Here is a 16,493-nt window from a genome sequence, read left to right as displayed (position 1 = left end):
GAGGGTATGATGCGGACGGCTTGGACCCCACACGCTGCACAGGCCTCCCCTCTCAAGGGGGAGGCCGCCGTGTCGGGCTCGACGGGACGAGCGCCCGTTACGATCGATCAATTCCCAGCCGTTATTCTCGACGTTGCCATGCAGTCCTCTGCCGCAAGGCGGAAGGCTGCCTATATCGTCACGTGGCGACGTTGCTTCGCCCCGACTTGAATCGCGATTGGATAGACCGAGTTGAACATGTCCACGTCCGCCAAGCGCTGCTATTACGAAACCCTCGAAGTCGAACGTGACGCCGACGAATCCAGGTTGAAGTCGTCGTTCCGCAAGCTGGCGATGAAGTTTCACCCCGACCGCAATCCCGGGGATGACACCAGCGAGGTCAAGTTCAAGGAAATCAACGAGGCCTACGAGGTCCTGAAGGACAAGGACAAGCGCGCGGCCTATGACCGTTTCGGCCATGCCGCCTTCGAGCAGGGCGGTCCCGGCGGCGGCGGTGCCGGTTTCGGTGCGGGCTTCGCCTCCTCGTTCTCCGATATTTTCGAAGATCTGTTCGGCATGGCCGGACAGCGCGGCCGCGGCGGCCGCGAGCGTGGCGCCGACCTCCGCTACAACATGGAAATCACTCTCGAGGAAGCCTTTGGCGGCAAGACCGCGCAGATCGAGATTCCGGTCTCGGTCACCTGCGAGGCCTGCTCGGGCATCGGCGCCAAGGCGGGCACCAAGCCCAAGATCTGCTCGACCTGCGGCGGTGCCGGCCGCGTGCGGCAGTCGCAGGGCTTCTTCACTCTCGAGCGCACCTGCCCCGGCTGCCAGGGCCGCGGCCAGATGATCGAGGACGCCTGCCCGTCCTGCTCGGGCCAGGGTCGCGTCACCCGCGAGCGGAATCTGTCGGTCAACATCCCCCAGGGCGTCGAGGACGGCACCAGGATCAGGCTCGCCGGCGAAGGCGAGGCCGGCGTCCGCGGCGGCCCGCCCGGCGATCTCTACATCTTCCTGTCGCTGGCCCAGCACCAGTTTTTCCAGCGCGACGGCGCCGATCTGCATTGTCGCGTGCCGATCTCGATGGTGACCGCGGCGCTTGGCGGTGAATTCGAGGTGCCGACCATCGACAAGGGCAAGGCCAAGGTGAAGGTCCCCGCCGGAACCCAGTCCGCCCGCCGATTCCGCATTGCATCAAAGGGCATGCCGGTGCTGCGCTCGCGCCAGATGGGCGACATGTACGTTCAGGTCGTGGTCGAGACCCCGCAGAACCTCACCAGGAAGCAGCAGGAATTGCTGGCCGAGTTCGACAAGCTCTCCTCCGGCAACACCCAGCCGGAATCCGAGGGCTTCTTTACCAAGGTCAAGGATTTCTTCGGTAATCGGGCGAGTTGAGCCGTCTTGACCGTATCGCCTTCGGCCTATACCTCTTTGTGACCATTTTCTGACACGCCGCGGTCACGCGGTCTCGTCCCGTCCGGTCCAGACATGCCATTGCCGTCGTCCGCGCGTGCGTTGAAGAAGCCTCGTCTTGACGACGAGGTGCGCTTTCTGAGGTCGTGGATCGAAAAGCCCCTCCACATGGGCGCGGTGATGCCGTCGGGCAAACTTCTCGCCCGGACCATGGCTCATTACGTCGATGTCAATTCGGATGCTCCGGTGGTCGAGCTCGGGCCCGGCACGGGCGCCATCACCTCGGCGCTGGTCGAGCGCGGCGTCGACCAGAAGCGCCTCGTCCTCGTCGAATACAATCCCGGCTTCTGCGCGCTTTTGCGCGACCGCTATCCGCAGGCCAAGGTGGTGCAGGGCGATGCCTATCGCCTCCGAGACACGCTCTGGAACGTGCTGAGCGCGCCGGCTAGCGCGGTGGTCTCCGGCCTGCCGCTGGTCACAAAACCGATGCTGACGCGGCTGCGGCTCATTCGCGACGCCTTCACGGCGCTCGCACCCGGTGCGCCCTTCGTCCAGTTCACCTATGCGGTGGTGCCACCGATCCCGAAATCGCTGCCCGGCGTGACCACCGAGGCCTCGGAACGGATCTGGATGAACCTTCCGCCGGCCCGCGTCTGGGTGTATCGCAAGGACTAATTCCGCCGGCTTCCTCTAATGCGCGGCGGGCTCGTTTCGCCGAACGTATTGGATCGGATGTCAGCCCCGAAAATCCTGGTCATTCCCGGCTCGCTCCGCACCGGCTCGCACAATGCGAAGCTGGCGGCGGTCGCCGCGTATGAATTCGCCCGGGCCGGCGTTGACGTCACGCGCATCTCGCTCGCCGATTTTCCGCTGCCGATTTACGACGGCGATCTCCAGGCCAAATCCGGCGTGCCCAAGCACGCGATCAATCTCAAGCGCATGATCGGCGCGCATCATGGCGTGCTGTTCGTCTCGCCCGAATACAACGCCTCGGTGCCGCCGCTGCTGAAGAATGCGATCGACTGGGTGAGCCGCGTGCATGAGCTCCACGAGGCGCGCGGCGAAGTGTTCCGCAACCGCGCCTTTGCGCTTGCCGGTGCTTCGCAGAGCCGGCTCGGTGCGGCGCGCGCGCTGCAGGCGTTGCGGCTGATCCTGACCTCCTGCCACGCCAATGTGATCGCCAGCCAGCTCACGCTCGCCTTTGCCGACCAGGCCTATGACGATATGGACAGGTTGAAGAACGAGGGCGATATCGCTTCGTTGAAGGAGTTGGTGCGGCAGTTGATCGACATTTCCCAACACATGATGTGAGGTGACATGACGCCAGCCGAAATCGCCCCGAAGGACCGCCTGATCGTTGCGCTCGATCTGCCGAGCGTTGATGCCGCGGAAGCGATGATCGCAAGGCTTGGCGACAGCGTCACGTTCTACAAGATCGGCTATCAGCTCGCTTATGCCGGCGGCCTGCCGCTGATCGGCAAGCTCGCCGACAAGGGCAAGAAGGTGTTTGCCGATCTCAAGCTGCACGACATCGGCAACACGGTGACGCGCGGTGTCGAGAGTGTCGCCAGGCTGGGTGCGACCTTCCTCACCGTGCACGCCTATCCGCAGACCATGAAGGGCGCCGTCGAAGGCCGCGGCACGTCGCGCCTGAAGATCCTCGCCGTCACGGTGCTGACCTCGTACAACGAGGACGATCTGCACGCGGCCGGCTACCGGCTCGGCGTCTCCGAGCTCGTCGAAGCGCGCGCGCAGCAGGCGCAGGTGCTCGGCGTCGATGGGCTGGTGTCCTCGCCCGAGGAAGTCGGAGCCTTGCGCAAGATCGTCGGCCACCAGATGCATCTCGTCACTCCCGGCATTCGCCCGGCGGGCTCGGCAACCGGCGACCAGAAGCGCATCATGACGCCCGGTCGCGCGATCACCGCGGGTGCCGATTACCTCGTCGTCGGGCGCCCGGTGGTGGAAGCCACGGACCCCAAGGCAGTCGCAGACGCCATCCACGCCGAGGTCGCGCAGGCGCTCGGCTGACGAGCAACCAAGGAGAAGAACAATGGCAAAAGGCTACTGGATCGGGCGCGTCGACGTGAGCAATGACGAGGGCTACAAGCCCTACGCCGTCGCCAACGGTCCCATCTTCAAAAAATGGGGTGGCCGCTTCGTCGTCCGGGCCGGCAAGTTCACCACGGTCGAAGGTGCCAGCCGGACCCGCAACGTCGTGATCGAATTCCCGGACTACCAGACCGCGATCGCCTGCTACAACTCGCCGGAATACCAGGCCAACATCAAGGTGCGCCAGCCGCACGCGATCGCCGACCTCATCATCATCGAGGGCTATGACGGCCCACAGCCGTCGGACGGTTGAGGTTCGATCTTCTCTTTCCTACCCTCCAGGGGAGGGTGGGAGCGCGCCGCGTGCTGGTGGGCTTCGGTTGCCGGAACTGCATCCCGCCGCTACAACGGCCCTGAGAGGATCACACCATGTCTGACATGCGCTTGATTGTTGCTGGAGCCGGCGGCCGGATGGGTCGTGCGCTGACGCGGGCGATTTCCGAGAGCAAAGGCGCGGTGCTGGCTGGCGCCCTGGAGGCGCCGGGCTCGGAGCTGCTCGGCAAGGATGCCGGCGTGCTCGCCGGCCTGCCCGCCAACGGCATCACGGTGTCCGCCGATCTCTGGGCGATGTCGAAGGAGGCCGACGGCATTCTGGATTTCACCGTGCCGGCGGCCACCATCGCCAATGTCGCAATCGCAGCCGAGCGCGGGCTCGTCCATGTCATCGGCACCACGGGGCTTTCCAATTCCGATAATGCCGTGATCAGGAGCGTCACCAACCGCGCGGTCGTGGTGCAATCGGGCAATATGAGCCTGGGCGTCAATCTACTCGCCGCCGTGGTCAAGCGCGTCGCCAAGGCGCTCGACGAGAATTTTGACATCGAGATCGTCGAAGCCCATCACCGCATGAAGATCGATGCGCCCTCCGGCACCGCGCTGATGCTGGGCCAGGCTGCAGCGGCCGGCCGCGGCATCTCGCTCGAGGACAATGCGGAACGCGGCCGCGACGGCATCACCGGCGCGCGCAAGCCGGGCGCGATCGGCTTTGCCTCCTTGCGCGGCGGCACCGTCGCCGGTGAGCACAGCGTGACCTTCCTCGGCCCGTTCGAGCGCCTGACGCTGTCGCATCTCGCCGAGGACCGCATGCTGTTCGCGCACGGCGCGCTGAAGGCGGCGCTGTGGGCGCATGGCAAGAAGCCGGGGCACTACTCCATGGCCGACGTGCTCGGCCTTTCAGACATCTGAGCAAAGCAAGCAACGGAACTAGTCAATGAGCGAACGTCTTCTCGTGCTGGTGCGGCACGGCCAGAGCGAATGGAATCTGAAGAACCTGTTCACCGGCTGGAAGGATCCTGATCTCACCGAGCTTGGTATGAAGGAGGCCTCGGAAGCCGGCCGCAAGCTGAAGGTGCAGGGCCTCGTGTTCGATGTCGCCTACACCTCGGTGCTCACGCGCGCACAGCACACGCTCGATCTCATTCTCGGCGAGCTCGGCCAGACGGGCTTGCCGACCTCGAAGGACCTCGCCCTGAACGAGCGCGACTACGGCGATCTCTCCGGCCTCAACAAGGACGACGCGCGCAAGAAATGGGGCGAGGACCAGGTGCTGATCTGGCGCCGCTCCTACGACGTGCCGCCGCCCGGCGGCGAAAGCCTGAAGGACACGCTGGCGCGGGCACTGCCGTATTATGTGCAGGAAATCCTGCCCGGGGTGCTCAACGGCAAGCGCACGCTTGTTGCCGCTCACGGCAACTCGCTGCGCGCTCTGATCATGGTGCTGGAGAAGCTGTCGCCCGAAGGCATCTTGAAGCGCGAGCTCGCCACCGGCGTGCCGATCATCTATCGCCTCAACGCGGATTCGACGGTGGCATCGAAGCTGGATCTGGCGGGCTGAGCTCGGTCCCGTAGGGTGGGCAAAGCGAATAGCGTGCCCACCATCCGTCGGCGATCGCGGAAGCATGGTGGGCACGGCGCTGTGCGCCTTTGCCCACCCTACTGCATCTCGCCTACTGCATCCCCAGCTGCCCGGCTTCCCAGCCCAGCATCGCCTGCTTGCGGGTGATGCCCCAGTGATAGCCGGTGAGCGTGCCGCTCTTGCCGAGCGCGCGGTGGCAGGGCACGACGAATGAGACCGGGTTCTTGCCGACGGCTGCGCCGACGGCGCGCGACGCCTTCGGATTGTTGATGTTGCAGGCGATGTCGGAATAGGACACCGCGCGTCCCATCGGGATCTTCAACAGCGTCTCCCACACCCGCACCTCGAAATCGGTGCCGATCATGACTACGCGCAGCGGCTGATCCGGCCGCCAGAGTTTCGTGTCGAAGATGCGCTGCGCGAGCGGTGCGGTGCCTTCGTGATCCTCGACATAGGTTGCGTTTCGCCATCGTCGCGTCATGTCGGCGAGTGCGATCTTCTCTTCGCCGGGGTCGGCGAAGGCGAGACCTGACAGACCGCGATCGGTGGCGATCACGATCGCGGTGCCGAACGGCGAGGGGTGGAAGCCGTAGCGCAAGGTGAGGCCCGCGCCGCCGTTCTTCCATTCGCCCGGCGACATCGCTTCGTGGGTGACGAAGAGATCGTGCAGCCGGCCCGGCCCCGAGAGGCCTGAGTCGAGCGCGGCATCGAGGATGCTCGCGGAGTCCCGCAGCAACCCCTTGGCGTGATCGAGGGTGAGCGCCTGCATAAAGGCCTTCGGCGTGATCGAGGCCCAGCGGCGGAACAGATGGTGCAGCTCATCCGGCGTGACGCCAGCTGCATCCGCCATTGCCTCGATGGCCGGCTGCGCGCGCCAGTTCTCCGAGATGAAGGCGATCGCCCGGCGCACCGAATCGTAGTCGCGCAGCGCGGCGTTCTGAGAGCCCGGCCTGGCCAGGCGCTGGTCATGTATGGCGAGTGTCATCATGACCGGAAATGTAGGCGCGACAGGGGTACTAAACCACCCGATTTCCGACTGCGATCAGGTGACCGGATTGTAGGTCGGGCCGCGCTTGGCAGCATTCAGCGCCTCAACCAAGCCTTTGTAGAAACTTGCCTTTTCGTCCGGTCCCAGGAAGCGGGCGATCTGGATCTGGTGGCCGCGCGAGATCAGGTAGAGGTGCTCGATGCCAAAATCCTCGTCCATTTCCATGTCGAGGCGGACCCAGAGCGGATTGAAGGTCCATTCTGCAACCCGGCCGCGATGGCTGACGCGCCGGACGCGCATTTCGGTGGTCGTGACCGTGATCTCCTCGCGCGCTCGCGCGGTGCGGAAATTGACCTTGAAGGCCCACCAGATCACCAGGACGTCGAGGCCGAAAAAGCCGAACACCGGCCAGGCGCCCTTCATCAGGAAGACGATGCCGGTGACGAAGCTGACGACGCTCAGGAACAGCATCACGGCGAGAAAGCCGGTGCGGTTCAGCGAGCGATGCGGCGTCAGCAGCGCGGAGAAGATCTGCTGCTCGGCATGACCTTCAAGATCTTGGCGCTCAATTTCGTTGCCTGTGCTCATCGTCCCTCAGTATATCCCGATCATGGCCAAAATCACCCGCAAGCCCGCCCCGCGCAAAGCGACTATGCCGAAGAAAAAGGCAAAGGCAGCCAGCGCGAAGCCCAAGCCTTCCGCCAAAAAATCGCCTTCAGCGAAGAAATCGGCGCCGGCCAAAAAATCGCTCAAGGCGATAAAGCCCAATTCTATCAAACCCTGGACGCCCGCGGAGATCCACGAGGTCTTCAGCCGTTTCCGCAAAGCCAACCCGGAGCCGAAGGGCGAGCTCGAGCACCTCAATCCGTTCACGCTGCTGGTCGCCGTGGTGCTGTCGGCGCAGGCGACCGATGCCGGGGTCAACAAGGCGACACGCGCATTGTTCGCGGTCGCGGATACGCCGCAGAAGATGCTCGATCTCGGCGAAGAACGCCTGCGCGACTACATCAAGACTATCGGCCTCTACCGCACCAAGGCCAGGAACGTGATCGCGTTGTCGGCAAAGGTGCTCAGCGATTTCGGCGGCGAGGTGCCGCGCACGCGTGCCGAGATCGAATCGCTGCCGGGCGCGGGACGCAAGACCGCGAACGTCGTGCTCAACATGGCCTTCGGCGAGCACACCATGGCGGTCGACACGCATGTTTTTCGCGTCGGCAATCGCACCGCGCTGGCGCCCGGCAAGACGCCGCTCGAGGTCGAGCTTGGTCTCCAAAAGGTGATCCCGGCCGAATTCATGCTGCATGCCCATCATTGGCTGATCCTGCACGGCCGCTATACTTGCCTCGCGCGAAAACCGCGCTGCGAGGTATGCCTGATCAACGATCTCTGCCGGTGGCCGGAGAAGACGGTGTGAGCATGGCGCTCGGGCAAAGGGGTTTTGGGGGACCATCGTGAGTCAGCAGGAACAAGTTTCGCCGTCGCCGACCGCCACACCGGCTCCGCCGCCCAAACCGACGCAGCGGCCGGCGAGCTCGCTCTGGAGCCGGCTCGCGATCCCGCTGCTTGCCGTGATCGTTGCGCTCGCCTTCGTCGCGCTGGCGACGTTGCGGTTCGACGAATGGGTCGGCAATGCCGTGGTCCAGACTACCAATGACGCCTATGTGCGCGCCGAGCTGACGCGGCTTGCAAGCCGTGTCTCCGGCGAGGTGCTGACTGTCGCCGTGACCGACTTCCAGCGCGTCAAGGCCGGCGACCTCCTGATCCAGATCGATCCCGCCGATTACCAGGCCCAGGTCGCGCAGTCCGAGGCGGCCGTGGCCGCCGCGCAAGCCGTGCTCGACAATCTCGCCAACCAGATCGAGCTGCAATATGCGACGATCGCCCAGGCCGAGGCTTCGCGCCTGTCGGCCGAGGCGCTCGAAGTCGAAGCCAAGCAGGAGCAGGAGCGCCAGCAATCGCTGTCGCAGTCCGAAGCCGGCACGCGGCAGCGGCTTGAGCAGGCGGTCGCGGGCCTCGCCAAGGCGCAGGCCGATGTGCGCGCGAGCCGCGCGGTGATCGCGGCCCAGCAGCATCAGCTCGAGGTCCTGCAAGGCACGAAGAAGCAGCGCGCCGCCGATCTCGACGCCACCAAGGCGACGCTGGCAAGCGTCAAGCTCAAGCTCGGCTACACCAGGATCACCGCGCCGTTCGACGGCGTCGTCGGTGAGCGCCAGGTGCAGCCCGGCGACTACGTCAACATCGGGACCAACCTCATCAACGTGGTGCCGCTGCCACAGGTCTATGTGATCGCGAATTACAAGGAGACCCAGCTCACGCACGTCGAGCCGGGCCAGCCGGTCGAGATCACCGTCGACAGTTTCCCGCGCGAGAAGCTGCGCGGCAGGGTCGAGCGTATCGCACCCGCGACCGGTGCGCAGGTCGCGCTGCTGCCGCCTGATAATGCGACCGGCAATTTCACCAAGGTCGTGCAGCGCATTCCCGTGCGCATCCAGTTCGACGACAATCAGCCCTTGCTGGCGCGGCTCGTGCCGGGCATGTCCGTCGTGACCAGCATCGACACGAAGGACGCGAATGGCGGGAAATGACGACGCCGGCCGTGGACCGGTCTCGCGCGGCAGCATTGCGGCGCAGCCGCTGTTCGCGGTCGCGGCCGTCCTGCTCGGCTCGTTCCTGGCCAATTTCGACAGCCGGCTGACCACGGTCGGCCTGCCCGATCTGCGCGGCGCATTCGGGCTTACCTTCGACGAGGGCGCCTGGCTCTCCACCGCCGGCATCGGCTCGCAGATCTTCATCGCACCCGCGGTGGCGTGGCTTGCGACCGTGTTTGGCCTGCGCCGCGTGCTCGGCATCCCGAGTCTTGTCTATGCCGTCGTTTCGCTGATCGTTCCCTTCGTGCGCGATTATCCGACCCTGATCGCGCTCAGCGTCGTGCATGGCCTGCTGCTCGGCACCTTCGTGCCGGCGACGCTGATGATCGTGTTCCGCAATCTGCCGATCCGCTGGTGGCTGCCGGCGATCGCGCTTTATTCGATCCGCGTCGGCTTTGCCTTGGACTCATCGACCTCGCTGGTCGGCTTCTATGTCGATCATCTCGGCTGGCAGTGGCTGTATTGGCAGAGCGTCCTGATCGCGCCGCTGATGGGCCTGATGGTCTATCTGGGCACGCCGAACGAGCCGGTCAATCGCGCGCTGCTGCGCGAGGCCGACTGGGGCGGCATGCTGCTGCTCGGCGCCTCCGTCGGGATGATCTATGCCGGGCTCGATCAGGGCAATCGCCTGGACTGGCTCGGCTCCGGCACGGTGATGGCGTTGCTGGTCGGCGGCGGCGTGCTGTTCGTGGCTTTCCTCCTCAACGAGTCGCTGGTGCGGCAGCCCTGGGCGCATGTGAACGTGCTGTTCTCGCGCAATATCGGGCTGTCACTGGTGGTGATCCTGCTCTACACGCTGACCTCGCTCTCCAACTCGTCGCTGGTGCCGAACTTCCTCGGCAACGTCGTTCTGCTAAGGCCGGAGCAGAGCGGGCTGTTGCTGCTCACCTATGGCGCGCTGCCGATGTTCGTGCTGGTGCCTGTTTCGATCTGGCTGCTCCGCCATTTCGATGCGCGCGCGGTGACGGTGCTGGGATTTGCCTGTTTCGCGGCTGCCAATCTCTGGGGCACCCAGCTTACTCATGACTGGGCGCGCGAGGATTTTGTCGGCATCGTCCTGCTGCAGGCCGTCGGCCAGTCGACGACGCTGCTGCCGCTCATCATCATCGCGTTGTCCAATTCCGATCCGAGCCGCGCGACCTCGTTTGCCGCCTATATCCAGATCATGCGGCTGGGCGGCGCCGAGATCGGCGTGGCCCTGATGGGAACGTGGCTGCGCGTCCGCGAGCAGATCCATTCCTTCTATCTCGGCCAGAACCTCGAAATCGGCGACGTCAATGTGGTGCGCGCGCTGAAGCAGCTTGCCGATCACTTCGCCGCCCACGGTGCCGGCTCGGCGTCGGCGCGCGCGGTCGGCACGCTCGCGAGCTTCGTCGCGCGCGAGGCCAACGTGCTCGCCTATATCGACGGCTTCTGGCTCTGTTTCTGGCTGGCCATGGCCGCGCTCGGCTTCATCGCCCTGATCACCCGCGCGCCGCCGGGCCCGTTCACCCCGGCGCCGTTCGGCTTCGCCAAGATGCTGCTGCGAAAGTGCGGGGTGAAGGTCGCGTAATCTCCGTCACCGTGTCTGCCGCGCGGGCGCGATCAGCTCGGGCCGCGACCCGGACAGGCGCTTGTGCATGTGGACCATGAAGGCCATGCCGAAGATCGGCGTCGCCAGGTTGACGACCGGGATCGAGACGAAGGCCGCGATGAAGAGGCCTGCGGTGAAGATCGTCGCGGCGTTGTCGCGCCGCATTGCCTTGGCGTCTTCCGGCGAGCGGAAGCGCATCGCTGCGAGCTCGAAATATTCGCGGCCCAAGAGCCAGGCGGCGGCGAGGAAGAAGATCAGGAAGCCGGCGCCGGCCAGGAACACGAACGGTAGCGCGATCAGATACACCACGATGGTCAGCAGTGCGGTCTTGATGCCCTCTAGGATCGCCTGGTTGAACGGCAGCGCGCTGCCCGGCCGCTCGGCGGGATAATATTCGCGCTCGACGATGTCGGCGACGTCGTCGACGAACAGGCTTGCAACCAGTGAGGTGATGGCGGGCATCAGGAACACACTGCCGAACACGACGCCAAGACCGGCCGCAATCGAGATGATCCAGGCGAGCACCTCTAGCGACGAGTGCCAGCTCGGCCCGAGCAGGCCTTCCAGCCAGACCTCGCCATAGGTCGCGAACCAGCTCAGCAGCCGCTGCAACCCGATCGCCAGCACGACGATCAGCACCAGTGCAAGCCCGATCGACCGCCACAGGATCGAGCGCATTGGCGGCGATATCATTTGCGACAGCGCCTTGACGGCGGCATCCAGCATGGGAACCTCTCACGAAACCACCCGCGAGAGGTAGACACCCCGGGCGGCTTCGGCAAGAGAGGCTGACCCGTGGGCGGCCGCGGCTTATGGCTCCGCCACGATACTCGCCCAACACGTGATGGCGCTGCAGACCGTGCTCCAGCGGCCGAACCCCTTGTAGATCTGGGCGGCCACCTGCTCCTGCTGCTTCAGCGTGCCTCAGCCTTGATCTGCGGGTCGGAGACGTTGCGGATCGCGAGCCACCGGAGTCACATCGTGTCCAGCGCCTTGCCGCGCACGTTGGGGCCGAACAGCGCCATCGCGATCACCACGATCAGCATTGCCACGGTGATCAGGCCGAACACGCCGACGACGCCGGCCTCCTTCAGCATGTAGGCGACGATGAATCCGGAGAACGTCGCGCTCAGCCGGCTCATGGAATAGACGAGGCCGGACGCCCGCGCACGGATCTGGGTTGGAAACACTTCTGTCTGGTAGGCGTGATAGGCGTAGGACATCGTCGTGTTGCAGGCCGTCAGCAGCACGCCGCAGACGATCAGCAGTCCAGGCTCGGTCAATTGCGCGAACGCCAAGCCGAAGGCGATGATGGCGATGCAGGCACCGGCGATGATCCATCGGCGTTCGTATCGGTCGGCGAAGCTTGCGGCCAGCAGCGGTGCGATCGGATAGGCGAAGGCGATGATGAAGGAATATTGCAGGCTCTTGGTGATGGTGATCCCCTTCTCGACCAGCAGCGTCGGCACCCAATTGGCGAAGCCATAGAAGCCGAAGGCCTGGCACAGGTTGAACACCATGAAGAGGATGACGAGCGACAGATAGGGCGGACGGAACAGATCGGCGAAGTTGATGCGCGCGGCTGTTTGCGCCGCCGGCCGCGCGAGCAAGGCTGAGGGGCCCGGCGCGGCGGCCCCGCCCCTGGCTTCCAGCGTCGCGAGAATCCTGAACGCCTCCTCGGTGCGGCCATGACGCGCGAGCCAGAGCGGACTCTCGGGCACGAACAGTCTTACCACCCAGATAATCATGCTGGCGGCGGCGCCGATCAGCACCACCCAGCGCCAGCCCTCGACACCGTAGGGCGCGAGCGGCACCAGCCACCAGGCGACAAAGGCGACGACCGGCACGGCAACGAACATGATCGACTGGTTGACCGCAAAGGCGCGCCCGCGCACCCGGCTCGGCACCAGCTCGGTGATATAAGCGTCGATGGTGATGACCTCGACGCCAATGCCGATGCCGGCGAGGAAGCGCCAGAACAGCAGGCCTTCCGAGGAGGCTTGGCAGGCCATGATCACGGACGCTGCGCTGTAACCGAGCAGCGCGTAGGTGAAAATTGCGCGGCGGCCGAAACGGTCGGCGAGGAAGCCGAGGAAGAAGGTGCCGACGAACAGCCCGGCGAACGTCGCGGCGACGAAGGCGCCGATGCCGGAGAAGCCGAAGAAGGCCGTGGTCGTCGTCGAGAGCAATCCGCTGCGGCTCAGCCCCGGCGCGATGTAGCCGGTCAGGAACAGATCGTAGACCTCGAAGCAGCCGCCGAGCGAGAGCAGGATGACGAGGCGCCAGACATAGCCCGTCGCCGGCATCGCCTCGAGCCGTCGCGAGATCTCGTCCGGTCCGGATGGTGCAGTGCCGAGCTCAAAGCCCGTGTCGATGCCGACAACGCTCATGATGTCCTCCCCGTGGCGCGCGGATCGCGCGCGGTTCCCGGCGACTCATCTCTGTCTTTTTCTCGCGAGCCTTGCCGGACCGCGCTATGTTGGCCGGCCGAAGCCAGAAATCCAGACGAACATATCGATCGAAGCGTTCTATATTTTCGAACTCGCGTGTTCTTCGCCTCTCCCCGTGTGCTCCCCGTAAGAACAGCGAGAGGGGACAGCAGCGCCGCCGCTCTACCCCACCAATGTCGCTTGCCAGCCGCCGCTGCGGACCTGCTCGGCGATCAGGGCGAGCATCAGGCGGCTCATCTCTTCCATCGCATAGGTCATCGGGCGGTTGCGCAGGCGGCACAGATACAGCGTGCGGATCAGTTTTGGCGCGACCACCTCGCGCGCGACCAGGCGGCCGGCGTCCAGCTCCTCCCGCGCGAACAGCTTTGTGGCGATGGCACAGCCGAGCCCCTCCACCAGCGCGCCGGTCATGCCGGTGATCGAGTTGGCGTGCAGGATAGCGTTCGCCTCCAGGCGCTTGAGCAGCACCGGATCATCCAGCAGCGCGCGCGAGGAGAGGCCGTAGCGCAACAGGATCAGCGGCAATCTGCTCAGCTCCTCGAACCGGATCGGGGCCTTGCTCCTGCCCACCAGCTTCGGAATGCCGACACAGAACATCTCCTCTTCCAGCACCGGTTCGGCGATCAGCTCCTTCTCCGACGGTGGATTGTAGACCAGCGCCAAATCGACGTTGGACGCCATCAGATGCATCAGCGTCGCGCCGGACATGCTTTCGGTGAGCGACAGCTTCAGCTTGGGATATTGGGAGAGCACCGTACGCATCAGGGCCACGCCGATCGCCTTGACGGCGGAATTGGCCATGCCGATCGAGATATTGCCGGCGATGACGCGCGCGCCCTCACGCACCTCGGTCTCGGCCTCGGTCATCGCGCGCAGGATGATGCGGGCATGTTCGTAGAGCCGCTCGCCCGCCGCCGTCGGTTCCATTCCGCGCGGCTTGCGCTCGAACAAGCGCGTTGCGAACTCGGCTTCCAGGTTCGAGATATGATGGCTGAGCGCGGACTGCGCGACGCTGACCTGGTCGGCCGCGCGCGACAGGTTCCGCTGCTCGTAGACGGCGATGAAATAACGGAGCTGGCGTGAATCCATGGCGAAGCGTTCTATAAGCACGAAGGCAATCTTCGATAGATTATATTTTTCAGAAGGCTTGTGAAGGCCTAGTTTTCGAGGCGAAGAACAGGGAGAGACGCATGATTGAGGCCGGATTGCCGCTTGAGGGCGTGCGGGTCGTCGAGATGACCCACATGGTCATGGGCCCGACCTGCGGCATGATCCTCGCGCAATTCGGTGCCGAGGTGATCAAGGTCGAGCCGCCCGCCGGCGACAAGACCCGCACGCTTGGCGGCATGGGGACAGCGTTCTTTCCGCTGTTCAACCGTGGCAAGCGCAGCGTCGTGCTGGATCTAGCGATCCCTGCTGACCGCGACACCATGCACCGGCTGCTCGAGACGGCCGACGTGTTCCTGGAAAATTTCCGCGATGGTCAGCTCGAGAAGCAGGGGCTGAATACCGAGGAGTTGCGCCGCCTTCATCCGCATCTGATCGTCGCCGGCCACAAGGGTTTTCTGTCCGGGCCCTACGAGCATCGGCCCGCGCTCGACGAGGTGGTGCAGATGATGTCGGGGCTCGCCGCCATGACCGGCACGAAAGAGAAGCCGCAGCGCGTCGGCTCCTCGGCCAACGACATCATGGGCGGCATGTTCGGCGTTATCGCGATTTTGGCCGCGCTCTATCAGAAGCGCGGGGGCAAGCGCGACGGCGCTGACATCCGCATCGGCCTGTTCGAGAACTGCCTCTTCCTGGTCGCCCAGCATATGGTCGACTACGAGATGACCGGCAACAAGCCGCGCTCGATGCCGGAGCGCGAGCATGCCTGGCCGATCTACGACATCTTCGATGCCGCAGACGGCGGGCGCATCTTCATCGGCGTCGTCACCGAAGGTCACTGGCAAAGCTTTTGCCGCGAGTTCGGCCTTGCGGAATTCCTTGATGATCCGGCCTTGCGCACCACGACCGACCGCATCCTGGCGCGGTCGCGGATCATTCCGCGTGTCGCGGAGATCATTCGGCAGCGGAATGTCGGAGAGCTTTCGCAAAGGCTCGACGCGCTCAACATCTGCTTTTCGCCTATCAACCGTCCCGAGGATCTCTTGACCGATCCGCATGTGCTGCGGCCGGGCGGTCTCGTCAACAACATCAATGCCGACGGCAAGCCGTTCCGCGTGCCGGCGCTACCGGTCGAGTGGAACGGCAGCCACATCGGCGAAGGTCTGAAGGTCGCGCCGCTCGGTGCCGACACGTCGGCGGTTCGCGCCGAGATCGACAACAACGACGTCACGTCAAAAGCCGCTGGGAGGCGCGCATGAGCCGGATCGAGACAATTTACCCCGCGGATCGCGTCAGCCTGCGCGAAGTCGGCTTGCGCGATGGGCTCCAGCTCGTGAAACAGTTTCCGTCCACCGAGGCCAAGCAGCGCTGGCTGCGCGAGGAATATGCCGCCGGCGTGCGTCATTTCGAGGTCGGCTCGTTCCTGCCGGAAAAGACGTTTCCGCAATTTGTCGACGTTCGCGATGTGATCGGAACGGTGGCAGGTCTGCCCGGTGCCCACGGCATCGCGCTTGCGCTCAACGAGCGCGGGGTCAACGAGGCGCTGGAATCCGGCGTCGGCGAGATCGCCTCCGTGGTCTCGGCGACCGAAGAGCACAGCCAGGCCAACACACATCGCTCACGCGACTCCGCGATCGCCAATGTGAGGCGTCTCTGCGGGATGCGCGACGCCAGCGCCCACAGGCCGCTCGTGAACGCCGCGATCTCGATGGCGCTGGGCTGCTCGATCACCGGCGCGGTCGATCCGAAAGAGGTGCTGCGCCTGGTCGACAAATGCCTTGAGGCCGGCGTCGATTTCGTCGCGATCGCCGACACTGTCGGCTATGCCGGACCGAAGCAGGTGGGTGAATTGTCGCGCGCCGCAGTCAAGCTCGCCGGCGCAAAGCCGATCTGCATCCATCTCCATGACACCCGCGGCATGGGCATCGCCAACGCCGCGGCTGCGCTGGACGAGGGCGTGCGCATCCTCGACGGCTCGCTCGGCGGCCTCGGCGGTTGCCCGTTCGCGCCCGGTGCGACCGGCAATGTCGTGTTCGAGGACCTCGTGTTCCTCTGCGAGAGCAAAGGCTTTGCGACGGGGATTGATTTGGAGCAGCTGATCGCGGTCCGCAAGATTCTGCGTGAGGAGATGCCGAACGAGCAGCTCTACGGCGGCGTGGCGCGGGCGGGCCTGCCCGGTGGGAGTGCTGCGAAGGCGGCGTAAAGCCACGAGCACAGTGCTCTTCCCTTCTCCACTTGTGGGAGAAGGTGGTGCGAAGCGCCGGATGAGGGGTTTCTCTCCGCGAATTCAAATCGTGAGCGATGCTCTCGCGGAGAGAGACCCCTCACCCGTCTCGCCGCTTTGCGGCGAGCCACCCTCTCCCACAAGGGG

General features: G+C 64.9%; 17 protein-coding genes. 12 read left to right on the top strand and 5 right to left on the bottom strand.

Annotated elements, in window-relative coordinates; translation table 11 throughout:
- The first annotated feature begins 237 nt into the window (after positions 1-237).
- The 7 genes from dnaJ to FXB38_RS20005 all read left to right on the top strand — a co-directional run bounded on the left by dnaJ (position 238) and on the right by FXB38_RS20005 (position 5,335).
- Entirely contained in the window at positions 238-1,374 is a 1,137-nt protein-coding gene (gene dnaJ, locus FXB38_RS20035) for a molecular chaperone DnaJ (RefSeq protein WP_148752710.1), read from the top strand.
- Positions 1,375-1,467: 93 nt separating this feature from the next.
- On the top strand, positions 1,468-2,067 hold the full coding sequence (locus FXB38_RS20030; RefSeq protein ID WP_148752709.1) for a class I SAM-dependent methyltransferase: 600 nt from the start codon (positions 1,468-1,470) through the stop codon (positions 2,065-2,067).
- A 57-nt stretch (positions 2,068-2,124) separates the two neighbouring features.
- Complete coding sequence (locus FXB38_RS20025; protein ID WP_148752708.1) at positions 2,125-2,703, top strand: NADPH-dependent FMN reductase; 579 nt, start codon at positions 2,125-2,127, stop codon at positions 2,701-2,703.
- A 6-nt stretch (positions 2,704-2,709) separates the two neighbouring features.
- Positions 2,710-3,420: an orotidine-5'-phosphate decarboxylase gene (pyrF, locus tag FXB38_RS20020; protein ID WP_148752707.1), complete on the top strand. Its 711-nt coding sequence runs from the start codon at positions 2,710-2,712 to the stop codon at positions 3,418-3,420.
- A gap of 22 nt (positions 3,421-3,442) precedes the next feature.
- A complete protein-coding gene (locus tag FXB38_RS20015) occupies positions 3,443-3,754 on the top strand; it encodes a DUF1330 domain-containing protein (RefSeq protein ID WP_148752706.1) in 312 nt (103 codons plus the stop codon).
- 116 nt (positions 3,755-3,870) lie between these two features.
- Positions 3,871-4,686, top strand: a complete 816-nt coding sequence (gene dapB / locus FXB38_RS20010; RefSeq protein ID WP_148752705.1) for a 4-hydroxy-tetrahydrodipicolinate reductase — start codon at positions 3,871-3,873, stop codon at positions 4,684-4,686.
- A 25-nt stretch (positions 4,687-4,711) separates the two neighbouring features.
- Positions 4,712-5,335: a 2,3-bisphosphoglycerate-dependent phosphoglycerate mutase gene (locus FXB38_RS20005; protein WP_148752704.1), complete on the top strand. Its 624-nt coding sequence runs from the start codon at positions 4,712-4,714 to the stop codon at positions 5,333-5,335.
- A 112-nt stretch (positions 5,336-5,447) separates the two neighbouring features.
- On the opposite strand, the gene FXB38_RS20000 is transcribed toward FXB38_RS20005, so the two are convergent.
- Together FXB38_RS20000 and FXB38_RS19995 are read right to left on the bottom strand one after the other, a co-directional pair.
- Positions 5,448-6,344 (bottom strand): methylated-DNA--[protein]-cysteine S-methyltransferase, encoded by an 897-nt coding sequence (locus FXB38_RS20000; RefSeq protein ID WP_148752703.1) that lies wholly within the window; start codon positions 6,342-6,344, stop codon positions 5,448-5,450.
- A 54-nt stretch (positions 6,345-6,398) separates the two neighbouring features.
- A complete protein-coding gene (locus FXB38_RS19995) occupies positions 6,399-6,932 on the bottom strand; it encodes a DUF2244 domain-containing protein (RefSeq protein ID WP_148752702.1) in 534 nt (177 codons plus the stop codon).
- A 22-nt stretch (positions 6,933-6,954) separates the two neighbouring features.
- Here FXB38_RS19995 and nth point away from each other — a divergent pair, with 22 nt between their 5' ends.
- Genes nth through FXB38_RS19980 form a run of 3 tightly spaced genes read left to right on the top strand, consistent with a single transcriptional unit; the run spans position 6,955 to position 10,544 of the window.
- On the top strand, positions 6,955-7,758 hold the full coding sequence (gene nth, locus FXB38_RS19990) for an endonuclease III (protein WP_187435008.1): 804 nt from the start codon (positions 6,955-6,957) through the stop codon (positions 7,756-7,758).
- Between the two features lie 37 nt (positions 7,759-7,795).
- Positions 7,796-8,929 carry an HlyD family secretion protein gene (locus tag FXB38_RS19985; RefSeq protein WP_148752701.1) on the top strand — a complete coding sequence of 378 codons (1,134 nt, stop codon included), beginning with the start codon at positions 7,796-7,798 and terminating at the stop codon, positions 8,927-8,929.
- Positions 8,916-10,544: an MFS transporter gene (locus FXB38_RS19980; RefSeq protein WP_148752700.1), complete on the top strand. Its 1,629-nt coding sequence runs from the start codon at positions 8,916-8,918 to the stop codon at positions 10,542-10,544. The genes FXB38_RS19985 and FXB38_RS19980 overlap by 14 nt, the downstream gene beginning before the upstream one ends.
- Before the next feature lie 6 nt (positions 10,545-10,550).
- Here the strand turns inward: FXB38_RS19980 and FXB38_RS19975 are convergent, their stop codons facing one another.
- The 3 genes from FXB38_RS19975 to FXB38_RS19965 all read right to left on the bottom strand — a co-directional run bounded on the left by FXB38_RS19975 (position 10,551) and on the right by FXB38_RS19965 (position 14,104).
- Positions 10,551-11,291, bottom strand: a complete 741-nt coding sequence (locus FXB38_RS19975) for a sulfate transporter family protein (RefSeq protein WP_148752699.1) — start codon at positions 11,289-11,291, stop codon at positions 10,551-10,553.
- 248 nt (positions 11,292-11,539) lie between these two features.
- A complete protein-coding gene (locus tag FXB38_RS19970) occupies positions 11,540-12,955 on the bottom strand; it encodes an MFS transporter (protein WP_148752698.1) in 1,416 nt (471 codons plus the stop codon).
- A gap of 222 nt (positions 12,956-13,177) precedes the next feature.
- The gene (locus tag FXB38_RS19965) at positions 13,178-14,104 is read right to left on the bottom strand and encodes a LysR family transcriptional regulator (protein ID WP_148752697.1); all 927 of its coding nucleotides are present in this window, start codon (positions 14,102-14,104) and stop codon (positions 13,178-13,180) included.
- 101 nt (positions 14,105-14,205) lie between these two features.
- On the opposite strand from FXB38_RS19965, the gene FXB38_RS19960 reads away from it, so the two are divergent.
- Positions 14,206-15,381: a CoA transferase gene (locus FXB38_RS19960; protein WP_148752696.1), complete on the top strand. Its 1,176-nt coding sequence runs from the start codon at positions 14,206-14,208 to the stop codon at positions 15,379-15,381.
- Positions 15,378-16,325: a hydroxymethylglutaryl-CoA lyase gene (locus FXB38_RS19955; protein ID WP_148752695.1), complete on the top strand. Its 948-nt coding sequence runs from the start codon at positions 15,378-15,380 to the stop codon at positions 16,323-16,325. The genes FXB38_RS19960 and FXB38_RS19955 overlap by 4 nt, the downstream gene beginning before the upstream one ends.
- The last annotated feature ends 168 nt before the right edge of the window (positions 16,326-16,493 follow it).

It is taken from the genome of Bradyrhizobium cytisi, assembly GCF_008123515.1.
GTDB lineage: Bacteria > Pseudomonadota > Alphaproteobacteria > Rhizobiales > Xanthobacteraceae > Bradyrhizobium > Bradyrhizobium cytisi.
The sequence above is the reverse complement of the archived record's forward strand: the minus strand, read 5'-3'. Positions and strand labels throughout refer to the sequence as shown.